Annotated in this window: 19 protein-coding genes, 2 tRNA genes and 1 pseudogene; 6 read left to right on the top strand and 16 right to left on the bottom strand. The window is 50.6% G+C overall.

Going from position 1 to position 18307, the window contains the following annotated elements:
• The 7 genes from IR141_RS01225 to IR141_RS01255 form a co-directional block, all read right to left on the bottom strand.
• On the bottom strand, window positions 1-120 hold a 120-nt coding region (locus IR141_RS01225; RefSeq protein WP_135033893.1), incomplete at its 3' end, for a winged helix-turn-helix transcriptional regulator.
• A gap of 153 nt (window positions 121-273) precedes the next feature.
• Window positions 274-432 (bottom strand): hypothetical protein, encoded by a 159-nt coding sequence (locus tag IR141_RS01230; RefSeq protein WP_167742973.1) that lies wholly within the window; start codon window positions 430-432, stop codon window positions 274-276.
• Window positions 419-592, bottom strand: coding sequence for a hypothetical protein (locus IR141_RS01235; RefSeq protein WP_167742975.1), 174 nt, complete (start codon window positions 590-592; stop codon window positions 419-421). Before IR141_RS01235 ends, IR141_RS01230 begins: the two co-directional genes overlap by 14 nt.
• A complete protein-coding gene (locus tag IR141_RS01240) occupies window positions 579-920 on the bottom strand; it encodes a hypothetical protein (RefSeq protein ID WP_194198359.1) in 342 nt (113 codons plus the stop codon). Before IR141_RS01240 ends, IR141_RS01235 begins: the two co-directional genes overlap by 14 nt.
• A gap of 13 nt (window positions 921-933) precedes the next feature.
• On the bottom strand, window positions 934-1092 hold the full coding sequence (locus IR141_RS01245) for a hypothetical protein (protein ID WP_167742977.1): 159 nt from the start codon (window positions 1090-1092) through the stop codon (window positions 934-936).
• The gene (locus IR141_RS01250; protein ID WP_167742979.1) at window positions 1070-1216 is read right to left on the bottom strand and encodes a hypothetical protein; all 147 of its coding nucleotides are present in this window, start codon (window positions 1214-1216) and stop codon (window positions 1070-1072) included. Before IR141_RS01250 ends, IR141_RS01245 begins: the two co-directional genes overlap by 23 nt.
• Window positions 1217-2150: 934 nt before the next feature.
• Entirely contained in the window at window positions 2151-4274 is a 2124-nt protein-coding gene (locus IR141_RS01255) for a LysM peptidoglycan-binding domain-containing protein (protein WP_135033895.1), read from the bottom strand.
• A gap of 200 nt (window positions 4275-4474) precedes the next feature.
• On the opposite strand from IR141_RS01255, the gene IR141_RS01260 reads away from it, so the two are divergent.
• Window positions 4475-5179: a class I SAM-dependent methyltransferase gene (locus IR141_RS01260; protein ID WP_135033896.1), complete on the top strand. Its 705-nt coding sequence runs from the start codon at window positions 4475-4477 to the stop codon at window positions 5177-5179.
• Here IR141_RS01260 and IR141_RS01265 read toward each other — a convergent pair.
• Both IR141_RS01265 and IR141_RS01270 read right to left on the bottom strand, forming a co-directional pair.
• Window positions 5176-5397, bottom strand: coding sequence for a hypothetical protein (locus IR141_RS01265; RefSeq protein ID WP_135033483.1), 222 nt, complete (start codon window positions 5395-5397; stop codon window positions 5176-5178). The two genes, IR141_RS01260 and IR141_RS01265, sit on opposite strands and share 4 nt — an antisense overlap.
• Before the next feature lie 2 nt (window positions 5398-5399).
• A complete protein-coding gene (locus IR141_RS01270; protein WP_135033897.1) occupies window positions 5400-5843 on the bottom strand; it encodes a DUF3304 domain-containing protein in 444 nt (147 codons plus the stop codon).
• A 550-nt stretch (window positions 5844-6393) separates the two neighbouring features.
• On the opposite strand from IR141_RS01270, the gene IR141_RS01275 reads away from it, so the two are divergent.
• The 4 genes from IR141_RS01275 to IR141_RS01290 all read left to right on the top strand — a co-directional run bounded on the left by IR141_RS01275 (window position 6394) and on the right by IR141_RS01290 (window position 10703).
• Window positions 6394-6981, top strand: coding sequence for a LemA family protein (locus IR141_RS01275; protein WP_135033898.1), 588 nt, complete (start codon window positions 6394-6396; stop codon window positions 6979-6981).
• Between the two features lie 232 nt (window positions 6982-7213).
• Window positions 7214-8539 carry a paraquat-inducible protein A gene (locus IR141_RS01280; protein ID WP_245231714.1) on the top strand — a complete coding sequence of 442 codons (1326 nt, stop codon included), beginning with the start codon at window positions 7214-7216 and terminating at the stop codon, window positions 8537-8539.
• On the top strand, window positions 8536-10185 hold the full coding sequence (gene pqiB, locus IR141_RS01285) for an intermembrane transport protein PqiB (RefSeq protein WP_228068109.1): 1650 nt from the start codon (window positions 8536-8538) through the stop codon (window positions 10183-10185). The genes IR141_RS01280 and pqiB overlap by 4 nt, the downstream gene beginning before the upstream one ends.
• The gene (locus tag IR141_RS01290) at window positions 10185-10703 is read left to right on the top strand and encodes a membrane integrity-associated transporter subunit PqiC (protein WP_135033899.1); all 519 of its coding nucleotides are present in this window, start codon (window positions 10185-10187) and stop codon (window positions 10701-10703) included. The genes pqiB and IR141_RS01290 overlap by 1 nt, the downstream gene beginning before the upstream one ends.
• An 86-nt stretch (window positions 10704-10789) precedes the next feature.
• Here IR141_RS01290 and IR141_RS01295 read toward each other — a convergent pair.
• Together IR141_RS01295 and aroA are read right to left on the bottom strand one after the other, a co-directional pair.
• A pseudogene (locus tag IR141_RS01295) lies at window positions 10790-11402 on the bottom strand (IS1595 family transposase).
• Between the two features lie 366 nt (window positions 11403-11768).
• Entirely contained in the window at window positions 11769-13061 is a 1293-nt protein-coding gene (aroA, locus tag IR141_RS01300) for a 3-phosphoshikimate 1-carboxyvinyltransferase (protein ID WP_135033900.1), read from the bottom strand.
• Between the two features lie 238 nt (window positions 13062-13299).
• On the opposite strand from aroA, the gene dalD reads away from it, so the two are divergent.
• A complete protein-coding gene (gene dalD, locus IR141_RS01305; protein ID WP_135033901.1) occupies window positions 13300-14667 on the top strand; it encodes a D-arabinitol 4-dehydrogenase in 1368 nt (455 codons plus the stop codon).
• A 526-nt stretch (window positions 14668-15193) separates the two neighbouring features.
• Here dalD and IR141_RS01310 read toward each other — a convergent pair.
• The 5 genes from IR141_RS01310 to IR141_RS01330 form a co-directional block, all read right to left on the bottom strand.
• Window positions 15194-15270: transfer RNA gene (locus tag IR141_RS01310), tRNA-Asp, on the bottom strand.
• Between the two features lie 12 nt (window positions 15271-15282).
• Window positions 15283-15358 (bottom strand) — tRNA-Val (locus tag IR141_RS01315).
• 183 nt (window positions 15359-15541) lie between these two features.
• Window positions 15542-16288 carry a 3-oxoacyl-ACP reductase FabG gene (fabG, locus tag IR141_RS01320; RefSeq protein ID WP_135033902.1) on the bottom strand — a complete coding sequence of 249 codons (747 nt, stop codon included), beginning with the start codon at window positions 16286-16288 and terminating at the stop codon, window positions 15542-15544.
• 166 nt (window positions 16289-16454) lie between these two features.
• Entirely contained in the window at window positions 16455-17672 is a 1218-nt protein-coding gene (gene pncB, locus IR141_RS01325; protein WP_135033903.1) for a nicotinate phosphoribosyltransferase, read from the bottom strand.
• Between the two features lie 118 nt (window positions 17673-17790).
• Window positions 17791-18033 carry a hypothetical protein gene (locus tag IR141_RS01330; protein WP_135033904.1) on the bottom strand — a complete coding sequence of 81 codons (243 nt, stop codon included), beginning with the start codon at window positions 18031-18033 and terminating at the stop codon, window positions 17791-17793.
• Window positions 18034-18307: the final 274 nt, after the last annotated feature.

Raw genomic sequence — 18307 nt, forward strand, 5'->3', positions numbered from 1 at the left:
CTGCAGATATTTGGCGACTGTATTGCGGGAGAGTTTGAGTTGTTTGGCGATTTCACGTTGTGAGAGTTTCTGTCGGTGAAAAAGCCGGTGCACTTTTGCGATGGTTTCCATGCATAACATCCAGGTTGGGCTCCGCTGTGTGATAAAGCGGAGCAGTTTATAACAAACGGAGAGTGGCTCAATTTTGGAGCACAACTCCCCGTTTCCCTGGCTCAGTTTTGCACGATATTTAACACATAGCGCATGATTTCCACCTCGGAGCGGTGTTTAACCTTAATCCGCTGCGACACCGTGCTCATTGGTCAACTCGAAAATCTGATTGATATAGGCCGATTCTTCCTCATGGCATTCGCAGCACATGAATAAAAATTCAAGCTGCTCCGATTTGCTTAATTCACGCCCGCAGGCTTCGCAGGTTTCAGACGGCATCATTTTTCGATTCCTTTTTAGCTCGGGCCTCTGCCATAAATTTCCGATACTCTGCATCATCACAGGATTCGTTCAGCCATCCGTAATGCAGTTTTTCGTTTCCATTCAACTCCGCCCCGCATTTTTCGCAGTGGGTTTGGTATTCGTTATTAGGATTGTTCATTATTTCCGCCGTTCTGCTGATACTCAATCAATACTGGGTCTTGCATCTTTTTAGCGTTCGCCCGCCGTGCCAAATCCGCCAAATTCTCCAATGCCGCTGCCTGCCGCTGCGAATATTCCAGCAACGATTGCTGCGTTTCGCCGTCCTGAGCCAGCTTGCCAAGCGCGGCTTCTTCCTGCTCGATAACGTGCGGCGTCATGCCCATATCCGCCAGCGACATACCGTTTTTCGATAAAAAATCTTGTAACGAGCGCAACAGCGGATGGGCCTTCACGTCGTAGATGGTGCGGCGCTGGCCGGTTGCCAAATCTTCATATTCAGCAATCACCACATTGCCATCCTTATCCACCGCCCACGCTGGCGTGCGCAACGACACCCCCTTCTTTCAAAATGGTTTGTAAAATCTGCTGCATGATAGCGGTGATACCCGCATGCATATCGGCATAAATCGGGATTAAATGCTTCGGGTCGCGCTGTTCAAAAGCCGCCTGATGCAGCATGAAAAGCTGCGTCTGCTTTTGGCAGGCCGGCTGCGCCGCAAAACGCACGGTCGATATCGCAGGTTTCGCACACCGCGTAGCGGTCGGGTTTTGCCGGGAAATACTGAGCCACACGGACGGGCATTCAACCCGTGCTTCATCGCATTAAAGCGTGTTCGCTTCGCCTCTTCCGGCGTCGGGTGGCCGTCTAAATTTTTAGCTATCGCCGCCTTTCCCTCCGCCGTTTTCGGCTCCATCACATTGCACCAAGCCTTAATCAGATTCACTTCATACTGCGCTTGCTCAACTTCCGCACCGCGGGTAGGGTACGACGCGAAATAACGGAAAGGGTGGTGCGGCCTGACCGGCTCATCCTCCCCCCACTCAGGCGCTCACTCAAAGTTTTCCGGCAGCCGTAACAGCCGAAAACCACCGAATCAAGGGATTGTGAATAATTGCGCGATTTTTTAGACATACCGCCATTAAATGGCCAAAGGCAAAACTAAAACAGCGTGATTTTTAACAATCACGCCGCTTTCGAGAATTATTTAGGTAACTGAATAGATAAAACTTTGGTTCGCATCTGGGCTAGAACGGGGAGCCAAGTTTTAAAAGCCCTAAACAACGTTTAGGCTTTTTTTCTTTGTCACCCTCCTATTTTGGAGGTTGCTGAATTAGGCTTAATCTCCGATTCCTTGTCTTGCTCAAAAGCAAACAGATAAGGTAGATTGCGTTTCAGGCTGTTATACGCGCTTCTTAATCTTTATTTTGTGTGCTGTCTTCATTGAAACTGATATCATTGCCCATACTTCACCCACCTACTGATGCCAGTGTAGCGTTTCAGACGGCTTTACATTAAAACACGTTGGCTGATGCCGGTCGCTCTTTCAGACGACCCTTCTTGATGGTACTAAAAATCACGAAATAATCATTTTGGTAGAAATAAAAGCTGTTTAGAAAAAAATGTAATCAACTCGACCTTTCCAAAGATTGAGGCTGCCCGAAAATAAGATACCCGATGGATATAAACCATCAGGTATCTTATTTTACTTTTTCACTATATAAGTTTATGAATAAAGTCAACTGCCGATTAGTTTTAAGCGTTGGCCCGGTGTTACTGTGCGGGTATTTCGGTTCCAACGGCGGATATCGTTTACATCAACATTAAAGCGGCTGGCAATCGTGTTGAGTGTATCACCTTTGCGTACAGTATAAGAGACATTACGTACGGCATTCCGCTGGGTAGAGGCTGCGGTTACTTTTAATACTTGGCCTTTGCGGATACTGTTACCTTTGATATTGTTTACGGTAATCAAATCAGCTACGGTTAAGTTATAACGCTGGGAAATATTGAACAAAGTATCACCGGCTTCTACTCGGTGGGTATTATTGGCATGTTGCGCAGCTGCATTGGCTCGAGCTAAGCGGGCTTCGGTACGTTGCTGCTGTTTACTGCGGCTGGCAACAATACGGTTAACACGGGCTTTGTTGGCAGTTTCTTCGGCCTCTAATTGGGCTAGTGTGTTTTTAATGCTGTCGGCAGCATTCAAGCGTTGCTGTTCTGTGTCATTAACCAGTGCCAGCAAGGGGTCTGTAGGCTGGGTGGCTTGGGGGGTACGGTTGGGCAGAGCGGTGTCGTTTACGGCAACATCGGCAGATTCGTCAGAGGGGGTTGGTTGTTCCGAAATAGGGGTTGCAGAGGTTTGCGTAGGCAGGGGCAGGGGCTCCGCAATAGCAATTGTTGTGGTTTCTGGGGCCTGAACTGCGGTAAGATTAGTCTTCTCTATCTTAACGGAATTGGCTGTGTTACCTACTTTTTCAGGAAGTTGGTTGGGGGCAATCAGAGAGGCTGCAATGGAAACGGGTGCTGGTGAGGTGCTGCTTTGTTCCGAAACAGGTTTTGTTTGGCCTGTCAGAATGGCAATTGGAGCCGAACTGGATTCAGCTATTTTGACATCAGAACTGTTGATCTGTTTTAGAGAGGCTGTATTGGTGTTGTAACTGTTGGGTAAGGGGCTGCGTTCAGTTTCGATGCGAACATAGTTGTAGTCATTGGTGCTTTTGCCTTTAATGCTGTTTTTAGCCACCAACAGATTGCGGCCGGAGTTGAGCGAATCGCTGTTGGTATTGTTCAAACGTTTGAGTTCGGTTATATCCATGCCAGCTTCGGCGGCAATACGGTTCAAACTGGTTTTTCCGCCGGCGGTGTAAACGTCCCAAGAAAGCAATTCGTCAGACTTGGCATTGCGGTAGTTTTTCTCAAATGTAGAGGTGGCATGAGCCGGCAGCAGCAGTTTGCGGTTGGCTTTCGGTACAAAAACAGGTACATTGAACGCCGGGTTCAGAGCCAAAAATTCACTTTCGCTAATATTGGCCAAGCGCGCAATAGCTCTTGTATCAATGGGTTTATCTATATTTACGGCTTTGAAATAAGGTTTGTTTTCAATATCGCTCAAGCCCATGCCGAAAGCGTGGGGGTTTTTCACGATGTTGCGAACAGCAAGCAGTTTGGGAACATAATTGCGGGTTTCTGCGGGCATTCGCAGGTTTTCATAAACGGGAGCCAAGCCTTGTGCCCGTGCACGGTTGATTGCGCGGCTGACATTGCCTTCACCCCAGTTGTAAGCAGCCAATGCCAATGACCAGTCACCAAACATGCCGTGGAGATATTCAAGATAATTCAATGCGGCGTTGGTGGCGGCATATACATCGTGGCGGCCATCATATAAGGCGGTGCGTTCCAATCCGAAGTGACGGCCTGTGGCGGGCATAAACTGCCATAAACCCGAGGCACCTACATGGGATCTGGCTTTGGTAACAAATGCGCTTTCAATGAAAGGTAGTAGGGCGATTTCGGCGGGCATATTGCGTTTTTTGACTTCATTCGCAATATGATACATATAGGGTTTGCTGCGGTTGATGGTACGGTCGAAATAGGCGCGGCTGGCAGAAAATTTATTTTCGTGACTGCGCACCAAATTGGAATTAACTTCGGCCATACGGAAATCTTTACGCATGGCATTCCACAAACTGCCGGACGCAAGATTATTTTGGCTTCTTTTCTCTTGATCAAGTAATGATGAATTCAAGCGCATCATTGCCATACCTGCTGTTTGACTGGAAGGAGCTGCGTAGGTGTATGTTGCACCTGAAACTGCCGATACGCCGGTAACGGCTAAGGCTATAGATTTTAGTTTGGCCATAGTCTTTGTAAATTCGGAGATAGTGATTTTGAATATAAGGGATGGTAATATTTTAAAGGCATGAAGTCAAGAAGTTATCCAGAAATATCTGAAGCAATTAAAATACTTACCATGTAAATCATATTTTTTAAAATAATTTTTTCAGATATATTTTATATATTGTTATGATTGTTCGAAATTCAATTTAAAGTTTGAGTGATATGAATTTGGAAATGTTTGATAGCTGGTTTTTACAAACAGTAGCAGGGCAATATGTCGCTGGTTGGGAAAAAAGCTTTTTCAAGCGGTTTTACTTCTGTAACGAAATGCAGATAGCTGTTCAGGCAGGTATGTGCGGCTGGTTGGAGCCGCCCGGCACATGGCTTTGCAATAGTCGCGATTTTCATATGGATGCAGGCGTGTGGGCATGGGCAGATGAGTCGGTAGATGTATTATTGATGCCGCATACGTTGGAATGCAGCGGGGTTCCCCATATTGCGCTTGCTGAATCTTACCGCGTGATAAAACCGGAAGGAAAAGTAGTGCTGACGGGGTTTAACCCTTATTCGTTGTGGGGATGCAGTAAGTGGTTTGACGGCGTGCTTTTGCCCGACAAAAAATTTTGCCTGCCTCTGCAAACGCTAAAAGCGAATGCTAAAGCTTTGGGGTTTGCAGTCGTTTTTGGTCAGTTTATGGTTTATGTGCCCCCTTTCGACAACGAGAAGCTGTTGCGGCTGTGTCATTTTATGGAAGCGGCAGGCAACCGCTGGTGGCCGCATAAGGCGGCAGTGTATGGGCTGGTGCTGCAGAAAAGTGTGGGCGGGGTGCACATACTGCCGGAATACGGACAAGTCCTGCAGAATGCTGAAATGGTCTTGGGTATGGCTAAAATCAAAAGCCGTTCCTTAAACGCAGGCTGTTGTTAATCATTGTTTGTATGCCGGTTTACCAATAAATATGTGAAAGCATGGCGATATAGCCGGCCTGCCACAACAATGATAAAGATGCCAATGGAGATATTGCGTTTGCAATCGGGCTTGGCTGGGCTGTTCATACAGGCCAAGGCCGCAGCACGGCGCTGCTGTTCTTGCGCGCTTAAGGGGCGCAAGAACAGCAGGCTTTGGGGCAAAGGTTGCAGCGCCATTTTCAGTTCCCTCCCTGCGCTTTGCGCTCATAAGATTCTTGTAACTCAGCTTCGTAACGCAACCGCTCCGGGTCACGCTCTGATTGTTGCCACAAATGGTATCCAGGGTGCTCGGGAAGATCCAACCCCATATTCAGCTTGACAACATAAATCTTTACTTCATCATTGGGCAAAAAAATCACTTGAAGATTTCCCTCTTCCGGCTCATAAGGCTCAATCGGTACATGGCGTTTGAGATGGCGCTGGACCCAGTGCTTTTCACTCAGCTCTTGGGTAGAGAGTGCATTTCTTTCCTCGCCCGTCATAAAACGACCCTCTTTTTGAAAATGACCGATCCGCCATTCCACTTCCGCATCCAGGCCAGGGCGCCATTTTATGGGCAAGGTCACGCAACAAACACCACCACTCCCCTCCGCTATAACTGCCAATCCCACCTCCCCAAGCACCGTTCACATAAAACGCCTGTACGCCTTCTCGCGTGTAATTGGCTCCTGCCATGCTGGCCGGATATGTTTCTTCCTTGGGCGGTTTGGCTTCACAAGCGCCTAATACCAGCAAGCCGCACAGGCACAGGCTTTTGAGCCACATCAAAACCTCGCGTTTATTGGAAAAGGCACCTTGTACATGTTCATTGCTCATCTTCCTTTTGTTGAGTGGGCTGCTGTTGTCTGCCAGATAAATGTCCAACTGCCCGTTTCCCCAAGTCTTTTGTGCAGCAGTTAGCGCAGTTCGAGCGCTGCCCCACCTTGTATTCGACACTATCCACAGCCCTCCGGCTTGCATTTTCTTTATCGGAGATCAGATCTATTCACAGATACAGACAAGATATGTTTCTGTGGAGCGGTGCAAGAAAACAACATTTTTTGCTGAATATATTCTTGCATAATTTAACATATAGATACAATTATTTTGATTGGTTATAATCACACCGTTGATAACCAAAATGAAAAAAAGCCCGGCAAGCACGCGGGAATAACCGATTAAAAAGGATTTATCATGGAACCGCTTCTCACTTCGCTTCTGATTGTTTTCTGTTTGTTGCTGCCGATAATGGTTTATAAACGTTTACTGGTGGGAAAGAAGCAATATCTCAAGGCTTTTTCGCAAATTCAAATCCAACTCAAGCGCCGCCACGATATTATTCCTACTTTAGCAGATGTGTCTAAAGATTATTTCAACCATGCCCCTGCCGTTTTAAAGGCGGTTATTTCCGCCCGCGCACGTGCAGAAGTAGTTTTACTGGCGGCATCGGCCAATATAGACGAAAGTTCGCTGCTTTCTTTAGGTGCAGTAGAAACCGAATTGAATGCGGCTTTGCGCCATTTGCAGAGCGTGATTCAGAGCCATCCCGAGTTGAAGTCGGATTCGGATATCCGCCGTTTGATTGAAGCATTGGACAATGCCGAAAGCAGGGTGGCAGTAGCGCGCCAAGCCTATAATGATTCAGCAGTTTCTTACAATACCATGCGCCAATCCTTTCCGGCCAATGTGCTGGCTGGGCTGCTCGGACACAACAAAAATGCCGCCTTATTGAAATTTGAAGACAACACCGCCATCAGCATCAGCCCGCGTGTTTTGATGTAAGGCCGTCTGAAACTTATTGCAAACCAAACCAATGAAACCGCCGGTTTAATCTATATTTTTTAGATAGCCGGCGGTTGTTGTTTGGGCTTTATGGTGTGTATTCAGACGGCCGGAACAGGTTGCCGGTGCTGACGGTCTTTTACACCCATCATCCGAAAATACAGCGCTTTATCGGCTATAATAAGCGTTTTATTTTAGAGTCTGCCGGCGGGAAGAGGCCGTCTGAACAGCTGTGAAACTTGTTAGAAACTACCGCCGTTGGTGGCGTTACCATACGCTGCAGCGAGATGCGGCACTGCCGGCACATATGCTCGACTGCCCTGAATGCGGGCAGCGCATGGCGTTACCGTATTTGCGGCAGGGGCAGGAGGCGCACTGCCCGAATTGCGGTTATGAAGTAGTGGAGGTGGAAAACAATCCGTATGTTGCTCCGCTGGCCTATGCGGCGGCTTCGCTGGTGTTGATGGTGTTTGTGTACAGCATGATGTTTGTTACGGTTACGATGGCCGGGGTAACTTCGATCCTGTCGCTGCCTTCGATGATGAAACGCTTGGTGCTGCTCGATTTCGGCTTTTTGGCCGAAGTGATGTTTGTGCTCACGTTTGGCACGCCGCTGCTGTTTTTATTGCTGTGTGTTTATGTATATGCGGCATTGTGGCAAAACAGAGGATATCCCGGCCTGCTCTATGCCACCCGAACGCTGGTTCGGCTGCGCCACTGGATTATGGTTGATGTGTTTTTTATTTCGACATTGGTCGCGTATATCAAACTCTCTTCGGTGGCGCAGGTGGAATTTGGTGCGGCATTCTATTTGATGTTTGCGCTCTCGGTGATGCTGATACGCACTTCGGTGTCGATTCCCCAGCATTGGGTGTATTATAAAATCCACCGTATTTTGGGCCGTGATGCGGTTCAGACGGCCTCGGCAGGGCGTGTCTGCTGCAGCCATTGTCTGTATTTCCGCAGCCGTGAAGAAGCAGCTTGCGGGGTGTGCGGATCCGATCTGTATGTGCGCCGCCCCAAGAGCCTGAGCCTCTCTATTGCGTTTCTGATTGCGGCGGTGCTGCTGTATATTCCGGCCAACGCGCTGCCGATTATGATTTCTTCCAATCCTGCCACCGTGCAGATAAACACCATTTTCAACGGCATCGTGTATATGTGGAACGAAGGCGATAAGCTGATTGCCGCAATTATTTTCAGTGCCAGCATTTTGGTGCCGGGGGCAAAAATCGTGTTGATGTTGGTGCTGATTCTCAGCGCGCGCTGCGGCTTGCCGGCCGGCGTGCACACCATGCAGCGGCTTTACCGCTTTACCGAATCCATCGGCAAATGGTCGATGATTGATATTTTTGTGATTATTATTCTGATGAGTGCATTCCACACTTATGTGGCGCGGGTAGTGCCGGGGCCGGCGGCGGTATATTTCTGCCTGGTGGTGTTGCTGACCATGCTTTCCGCCTATTTTTTCGACCCGCGCCTTTTGTGGGACAGAGCGCGCTCTTTTGAACAATCTGTAAACAGGCCGTCTGAAAACCTGCCGGCAAGCCAACCTGAATGATGAGTAACGATAACGACAAACAACCCCATCAGCCCGTTGCGGCTGTGGTGCGCAAAGCAAACCTATTTAGCTCGGTTATCTGGCTGATTCCGCTGATTGCCCTGATTGCAGGCGGGTGGCTGCTGATGAAAGACATCCGCAACCGCGGGCCGGAAATCACCTTGTTGATGGACAGTGCCGAAGGCATCGAAGTAAACAATACCGTGGTGAAAGTGTTGAGTGTGGAAGTAGGGCGGGTAACCCGCATCCGCCTGCGCAGCGACCAAAAAGGCGTGGAAGTTACCGCCCGCCTGACTGCCGATGCAAAAGACATGATGCGTAAAGACACCCAATTCTGGGTGGTGAAGCCACGCATCGACCAAAGCGGAATTTCTGGTCTCAATACCTTAGTTTCCGGCTCGTATATTGCCTTTACACCTGGTAAAAGCAAAGAAACCGAAGAGCGTTTTGAAGTGCTCGATATCCCGCCGATCGCCGCTATCGGCCAAAACGGCCTGCGCCTGAGACTTATCGGTCTCAACGACAAAATGATAGGTGTGGGCAGCCCGGTGCTGTTTGAAAACTTCAGTGTGGGCGTGGTGGAAAATGCCGGGTTCAACCCTAAAGACCAAACCGTCAATTACACCGTATTCATTCAAAGCCCCAACGACAAACTGGTGGGCGAACACAGCCAGTTTTGGCTGCAACGGGGCATCAGCATCGCAACCACCGGTAACGGTATCAGCGTGGATTCCGCCCCTATTCCCGCCTTGCTTTCCGGTGCCATTTCCTTTGCTTCGCCGGCCGGAGGGGACAAAGGCAGGCCGGCGGTAAACGATGACACTTTCGAGCTTTATAACAACCGTAGCGAAATCGACAACCTGCCGACCGAACGCTCCCTCTATTACACCGCCTTTTTCAAACAAAGCGTGCGGGGTTTGATGAGCGGCGCACCGGTAGAATATAAAGGCATCAACATCGGCACCGTGGCCGAAGTACCTTATTTTGCCGAAAACGACAGCCTCAAACTGTTTGAAAACGGCTGGATTCCCGTGCGCATCCGCATCGAGCCGGAGCGCATAGAGCTTAACGCCGGGGCGCAGAGCCGCGAATATTGGCAAAACCAGTTTCAGACGGCCTTAAACAAAGGTTTAACCGCCACTATTTCCAGCAACAACCTATTAACCGGCAGCAAAATGATAGAGCTGGACGACAGGCCGTCTGAAAGTGCCAAACTCAAACCATTTGCCGACTATAACGGCAACGTAGTTATTGCCACCCGCAGCAGCGGATTTGACGATTTGCAGGCACAACTGGGCAGCCTGCTCGAAAAACTCAACAAACTGCCGCTCGCAAACACTGTGGGTGAGTTGAACGGCACACTGCGTGAACTTAAGGCTACTTTGAATGCGGCCAATGCCTTAATCAACAAACCGCAAACACAAAATATCCCCGGCGAGCTGAACCAAACCCTGCGCGGATTACGCCAAACCCTGCAGGGCGTGTCGCCGCAGTCGCCGTTCTACAGCGATGTGCAGAGCACTTTACAGAGTATCGACAAAACCCTGAAAGATGCACAGCCCGTGATAAACACCTTAAAAGAAAAACCCAACGCACTGATTTTCAACAGTAACATAAAAGATCCGATACCGAAAGGACGCCGCTGATGCACAAATGGATGATGATAGGCGCGCTGGCCGCACTGAGCGCCTGTAGCACGCCCGCTACCCAATATTTCACACTGCCCGACAGCCGATACACCCTTCCTGCCAAAAGCGGCAGCGAAATCGCCGTGCACGTGTATTTGGCCGATCCGCTCAATAACGGCGGGCTGGTATATCAAACCGATGATTATCATGTGAACTTTGCCCGCAACCACCTGTGGGCAAGCCCGCTGGATAAAGCATTGGCATCAGGTTTCAGCAATAAGCTCAACCGCTTGGGCGGCCGCTACGTTTTTGTACCTGCGGCCAGAAGCAGCAGTATGCAGACACTGAAAATTTATATAGAAGCTTTTCAAGGAAATTATCAAGGCAAAACGCTCATTAGCGGTTATGCCGTATGGCCGAACGGGCAAAGCCGTCCCTTTCACATTGAAACACCGCAAAACGGCGACGGCTATACAGCAATGGTTGAATCACTGAATCAAGGGTTGGAAAAGGCAGCTTCGGCAGTTGTTTATTGACATACAATAAAATTTTCAAATAGTTAGCAGGCCGTATGAAAATATTGTGAACACGGCCTGAAACAATGAGGGCTTCCATTACAATATCAGGTAGGTATTTGGGAGCAGATTAAGTGTAAATAAAAAGTCTGTTTCGGTACACCGTTAAATTTAACCAAGCGGTTTTTGGCATAACCCCAAAACAATTCGATGCCGTTAATGTGTTGCGCACCCCGGGCGAACTCGTCTGCACCATGATGTACCCTGAAGTGCTTTTCACAGCCCATATCGACCAAGCCGTGATAGCCGCGCCAGCCGTCAGTATTGATGACAATTTCAACAGCAACCCGCCCTCGAATAACCTGTTGCAGTGTAGCTTTCGAAGTATCCGGCACGATTTCGGTATAGACTTTGTCGTCCCGTTTTAAGATGCCGAAAGCAATGGTTTTGCCTCCCTCTCCCCCGCCCGCACTCGGATGCGTTTGGAGCCGAAGTAGGATTCGTCCAGTTCGACCACACCGGCAGAGGGAGTTTGCCGTTCACATTCAGCAGCCATACGGCAACGCAGTTTGAGAAACAGATATTGGCACTTTGGGTACTGATGCCGGTGAGTCTGGCGGTATCGGAAGCGGTCAAATCAAGTGTGAAAAGGCGCAGGATTTGACGGAATTTTGATTCGGTAATTTTACTGAACTTTTGGTATTTGTTTTTAATAGGTATATCAGAAGCTTAACATCATTTTTGCTGATTTTGCTTCGTAAGCCCATTTTTGAATAATTTGCCCTGAACATCAAAGAAACAATAGCCGGTAATACTCTATTCTCTGCGCTGTTAAGACGGCATTTCCGATTTGTCTTTTGTGAATTAGGCGGCCAGCTTTGGCTCGCGTAGGCGGAAATTGTCAAAGCCGTGATGTGTGAAAGTGAGAGTGTTGGAAGTCGATGCTGAACAAACGCACTGTTTTCACCATGCGCCTGCATAGCACGGCGAAAAGCGGCAGTCTGCCTAATCGGGTTTCAAACACGGATTGTGTTGAAAGGCCGTCTGAATTGTGTTTTCAGACGGCCTTCATTTAAATGAACGGGTTTATTCTCTCAACGAAGCAAACAGGTCAAAATAAGTGGGGAAGGTTTTGTGTGTGCATTTCGGGTTGTTGATGACAACCGGCACGCCCAGCAGCGACACCAGCGAAAAACACATGGCCATGCGGTGGTCGTCATAGGTGTCGATTTCGGCGTTGGGCGTAAGCACGGCAGGCGGGGTGATGTGGATGGCTTCGGGTTCTTCAGCCACATTTGCGCCCACTTTGCGCAGCTCGGCAGCCATGGCGGCGATGCGGTCGGTTTCTTTCACACGCCACGAGCCGATGTTGCGCAGCGAGCAGGGTGCGCCCGTGGCAAGGGCGGCTACGGCCAGCGTCATGGCGGCATCGGGGATGTGGTTGGCGTCTAAATCGAACGGCAGTACGGCTTGGCCGGCGGGGCGGGAAACTTCGATAAAGTTGTCGCCCCAAACCACGGCGGCTCCGATTTTTTCAAGCTCGTGCGCAAAAACTGCATCGCCCTGAATGCTGTTCTTACCGATGCCGGTAACGCGCACGGGTTGGCCGGAAAGCAGCCCGGCGGCGAGAAAGTAAGATGCGCTCGAAGCATCGCCTTCCACATAAACGTTTTCGGGCGCACGGTAGTGCGCGCCGGCGGGAATGTTGAATACGCGGTAGCCGTGGTTTTCTACGTTTACGCCAAACTGCGCCATCAGTTTGAGGGTGATGTCGATATAGGGTTTGGAAATCAGCCCGCCCACCATTTCTATGGCAAATGCCTCTCCGGTGAGCGGCAGTGCCATCAGGAGCGCGGTGAGAAACTGGCTCGACACATTGCCTTTGATCGGAATCGTGCGCACGCCGTTGTCGGCGCGCCCGTTAATTTGCAGCGGCGGGTAGTGTGTGTTGCCAAGATAGCGCACATCGGCGCCGGCGATGTGCAGGGCATCGACCAAGTCGCCGATGGGGCGCTCGTGCATACGCGGCACGCCGTGCAGGCGGTAGTTGCCGCCGAGTATGGCCAAAACGGCGGTGAGCGGGCGGAAGGCGGTGCCGGCATTGCCTAAAAACAGATCGGTGCTTTGGTTGGGAAAACGCCCGCGGCAGCCGTGTACTTTCAGACGGCCGTCTGAAAAAAATTCGAGCTTCACGCCGAGCGTTTGCAGGGCTTCAAGCATACGGTCGGTGTCGTCTGATTTGAGCAGCGAGTGGATTTCGCAGGTGTTGTCGGAGAGGGCGGCCAAGAGCAGCGTGCGGTTGCTGATGCTTTTCGAGCCGGGCAGTGCAACGGTGGAGGGTTTCAGGGCGGCGGCGGGCAGGCGGATGGATGCGGTCATTCGGGCGTTCTCTGCTGGAAATCGGTAAGGCCGTATTATGCCAAGAATCGGAGCCGGTGGAAAACCCGCCGGCGCGATGTTTCAGACGGCCTCATATATGGAACCGCTTTATTTCGCACCATGCCTGTTTTTTGCTTTCAAATTGTGCCACAATGGCCGGGTGTTTTATAACTTATTGATGTAAATAATATTATATTTTTTTGAAATATTTGTATGACTGATAAAAGGAGTGCGCAACATGAGCAAAAACATTTGGCTTCACATCGGCTTGGGCAGCTTCCACCGCGCCCACCAGGCATGGTATCTCAACGAATTAATCAAGCAGGGAGACGACAGTTGGACGATTGCGGCCGGCAATATCCGCAACGACAGCGAACATACCATCGAAGCGCTGCGTGCGCAAAACGGCGAATATGTGCTGGAAACCGTCAGCCCGCGCGGCGAGCGTGAATATGAGGTGATCAAGTCTATCCGCAAGCTGATTCCGTGGCAGGCCGGTTTGGTGCCGCTGATTGAAGAGGGCGGGCGGGAGGCGGTTAAAGTGATTGCTTTCACCGTTACCGAGGCCGGTTATTATCTCGACAGCAATTTCAAACTGGTGCAGAACGACCCTGCGCTGAAAGCGGATTTGGCGGATGGCAGCCAAACCATTTACGGCATTATTGCCAAAATCCTCAAAAAACGGATGCAGCTTGAAAACGGCGCCGTTACCTTGCTTTGCTGCGACAATGTGCGACACAACGGCGAGCGTTTTCACGATGGCTTGGTCGAGTTTCTCGGCCTGACCGGCCAAAACGACATCATCGAATGGATGAAAGCCAACGTCACCACCCCCAACACCATGGTAGACCGCATCGTGCCGCGCCCGGCCGAAGAGCTGCCGGCACGCGTTCAGGCGCAAACAGGCATTGCCGATAAAGCACCGGTAATGGGCGAAACCTTTACCCAATGGGTGATCGAAGATAATTTCAAAAACAATGTGCGCCCCGCGCTGGAGAAGGCGGGCGTAGAGCTGGTGGAGTCGGTGATTCCTTACGAAGAAGCCAAAATCCGCGTGCTCAATGTGCCGCACGCCGCCATTGCCTGGATGGGCACGCTGCTGGGCAAACTGTATATCCACGACAGCACCAATCTCGAAACCGCGCGCAAAATCGCCTACGATTATGTTACCGAAGACGTGATTGCCAGCCTCGGCAACGATTTAATCGACTTGGGCAAATACCGCGATGTGGTGCTGGAGCGGTTTACCAACCCCTATATCAAAGACACCAACCAGCGTGTGGCTGCCGATGGTTTTTCCAAAATTCCCGCCCAAATCCAGCCCACGCTGATTGAACGTTTCAAACAGGGCGCGCGCCCTGCGGCCACCGCCAAACTGCCTGCGCTGTTTTTCGTGTTTATGGAACGCTGGCACCAAGGCAGGCTGCCGTTTGCCTATCAGGACGGTATTCTTGACGAAGCTGCCGTACACGCCGTGTATGAGTCCGCCGATCCCGTGAAAGCCTTTGCCGCCGATCCGGCCCTGTTTGGCGAATTGGCAGGCAGGCCCGAGTTTGAAGCTCTGCTGCGCGAACAGATTGAGGAAGTGCGCAAACTGATAGCCTAACGGCGCAAAGGCCGTCTGAAGGGGAGCGTTGCCGGCTAAGCGGCAAACCCGTTTCAGACGGCCTATTTTATGCTCTGCCATACACGGGCTTTGTTAAGTAAAACAAATACATTTTATTTTCGACATAAGGCAGGCCCCAGACGGTGCAGGCAATACGGAACCGATTCTGCCGCCGCTTGGGAAGCCTGGCAAAACCGTACTCTTTGGGCTAAGAACGCCGCAGGCAATAAAGGGGTTCGCTATATTAAAAACCATGCCGCCCTGCCGACTCGGGGTATTCTGAAACAAGCCGCAAAAAAAACGCAAAAAACCAAACAGGCTTTCACGCCGAAACAGATCTTCAAGGGGTAGCCCGAATCAGGTATCCAAGCAAAAAACAGGGAATAAAAAACGGAGGAATGTAGGCAAGGCCGGGATTTGCCACCCTCTTGGCCGTCTGAAAACAGATTGCAGAGAACAGACAAATTTCAGAGAACAGAAAGAAAAAAGCACCGTTTCAAACCGGTGCTTTTTTCCGAGAAGGTTTTGGCGGAGTGGACGGGGCTCGAACCCGCGACCCCCGGCGTGACAGGCCGGTATTCTAACCAACTGAACTACCACTCCGCGCAAGAAACTTGGTGGGTGATGACGGAGTCGAACCGCCGACATTCTGCTTGTAAGGCAGACGCTCTACCAACTGAGCTAATCACCCGTTTTGCGTTGTGAGAAAGTGATTAAACCAAAATTCCCAAGTTTGTGCAAGCATTTTGATGCTGCTTCTTTGCACTTCCCGGCAAATGGTTAAAACTAAAAGAAATTACTTTTAGTCTTTACCTGCTGCCGCCCGGCAGGCAAAAGAGCAGGGCGGGCGGTACAAACCGGCAGCCCCTGCAGGCTAGGGCATCAGCATACCGCCGTTTACGTGCAGGGTTTGGCCGGTGATGTATTTGGCTTGGTCGCAAGCGAGAAACAGCACGGCATCGGCGATATCTTGTGCATCGCCGAATTTGCCCAGTGCCGTTTGCGCTTCAAACATTTTGCGGGTTTCTTCGGGTAGGGCACGGGTCATATCGGTGTCGATAAAGCCGGGGGCAACGCAGTTGACGGTGATGCCCCTGCTGCCGACTTCGCGCGCCATAGATTTGGAAAAGCCGATTAAGCCTGCTTTGGCGGCGGCATAGTTGGCCTGCCCGGCATTGCCCATAGCGCCGACAACCGAGGTGATGTTGATAATGCGGCCGCTGCGCTGCTTCATCATGCCGCGCAACACGGCTTTGCTGGCGCGGAACACGGCTTTGAGATTGACCTGCATGATGTCGTCCCATTCTTCTTCTTTCATGCGCATCAAGAGGTTGTCGCGGGTGATGCCGGCGTTATTGACGAGAATGTCGAGCTTGCCGGATTCTTTTTCGATGAGGGCAATCAGGTTTTCGATGCTTTCGGGTTCGGCGGCATCTAGGGCTCGGCCTTGTCCGCCCCATTGTGCGAGGCGTTCGCCGATGGCTTGGGCGCCGCTTTCGCCGGTGGCGGTGCCGATAACGGTGGCACCGGCAGCTGCCAGCGTGTCGGCAATCGCTGCGCCGATGCCGCGGGATGCGCCGGTAACGAGGGCAGTTTTGCCGCTTAAATCTTGTGAGCTCATGTGGTTTCCTTTGTGGTCGGTTTGGGGTTCAGACGGCCTTATATCATAAAATAAGGCGGGTTATCTATTTTGAGGCCGTCTGAAAACTTTTGGGCGGTCAGACAGGTTTGCCCGGTTTTTGATAGACGCAACAACCGCCTGAAATCTTTCAGACGGCCGGTCGGCTTTATGATTGGGGCGCGGGCACTTGGAATACTTGGCGCAAATAAGCAAGGAAGGTGTCGTTGTCGGTCATGGTTTTGCCGGGGCTGTCGGAAAGTTTGGCGACCGATTGGCCGTTGCATTCGACCAGTTTCAATACGATATTGAGCGTGGTATGCCCCAAATCGTTGGTGAAATTGGTGCCGATACCGAAACTGGTTTTGAAGCGGTTTTTGAAATATTGGTGCAGTGCCCATGATTTTTCGATATCGAGGCCGTCTGAAAAAGTGAGCATTTTGGTGCGGCTGTCGATTTTGAGTTTTTTGTAGTGCGCATAGGCTTTGTCGCCCCAAGTGTAGGGGTCGCCGCTGTCGTGGCGCAGGCCGTCAAACAGCTTGGCGAAATAGAGATCGAAATCGCGCAAAAATGCGTCCATACCCACCACATCGGTAAGGGCGATGCCGAGATCGCCGCGGTATTCGCGCACCCAGCTCTCGAGGGCGGCTTTCTGAAAATCGCGCAAGCGGACATCCAGCGCTTGAAAAGCCTGTAAAAATTCGTGTGCCATGGTGCCGATGGGGGTGATGCCGAGTTTTTTGGCGAGATAAACATTGCTGGTGCCGCGCATGATTTCGGGGGCAGCGGCGTAAAGGGTTGTGATAACGTGTTCCTGCCAAGCAAGGGTGTAGCGGCGGCGGGTGCCGAAGTCGGAAATCAGAAACGGCGGGTCGGCGGGGCTTTGCAAGGCGGCCAGTTGTTTGAGCCGCGCGGCTTTGGCCTGCAGGCGGCGTTGGCCTTCGGCCAATACTTCGGGAGTTTCGAGGCGGCGGAAGTAGAGCTCGTTAACGATGGCGAGAATGTAAATTTCGAAAAACATCGCCTGTATCATCGGCCCTTCAACGCGGATGTTCAGACGGCCTGCTTTGTCGGTGGCAACTTTTACGAAACGGCGTTTGAGTTGGAACAGTTCGAGATAATCGACAAAATCGCTTTTGATAAAACGCAGGCTGCGCAGATAGTCCAGCTCGCTTTGGGTTAATTGCAGCCGGCATAATCCATCGAGTTCCTGCTCCAATTCGGTTTGGATTTCGGCCAGCGGATAAGCGGTTTGATCGTTGTTGCGGCAGCGGAATTCATACACGCCGTGGGCTTGCGGAAATTGATGCAGGATAACCTGCAACATGGTGAACTTGTATAAATCGGTATCGAGCAGCGATTGAATGATGGGGGGGCGTTGGGCCATGGAACGGTTCCCGTTTGGTTGGGCAGGCTGCCATTAAATCATGTTTCAAGGCGTTTGTGGGGATTCGGTAGAATGCCTGAGTCTGATTCTTTTCTTGTTTTGATTCTGCATGTGCGGCTTATGCCGGAAATTTCAGGACGGTTTTATACCGGGCAATGGCCGGCAAAACCTTTCCAAAATCAATGCCAAAGGCCGTCTGAAAAAGTTGGAAGGTGTTTATATTACATAAACAATCTGATTTACCTATTGAAATGTAATAATAATACATCATTGCTTTTCCATCCGGCCAAACAACCGGCACTAGCGGGGAGGGGCAGCAAAAAAACTTGCCATATTTACGCCGGCCGTCTGAAAAGCCCAACAAACGCATTCCTGCAGGGTATGAATGGTGGCACGCAGCTTTGAGGCATGGTTTTCGAGTACAGACAAAACTTCCCAAAACCCGCCATTTTTCCGTTTTTTGCATATTTCAGAAATATTATCCAATTCAACTGCTTAAAAACCAACAGTGAATCAGGCGGTGCTTTTCGTTAAAGTGCGGTGTTTATGACGCAAGTCAAGAATATTTGTAACAATATTACTTATACTGTATTTAATGAAAGTTTATTACTTTATTCCTTACTTCTTTTCAGGAG

Origin of the sequence: Neisseria sp. 19428wB4_WF04 (assembly GCF_015235335.1) — a bacterium.
GTDB classification, from domain to species: Bacteria; Pseudomonadota; Gammaproteobacteria; order Burkholderiales; family Neisseriaceae; genus Neisseria; species Neisseria musculi.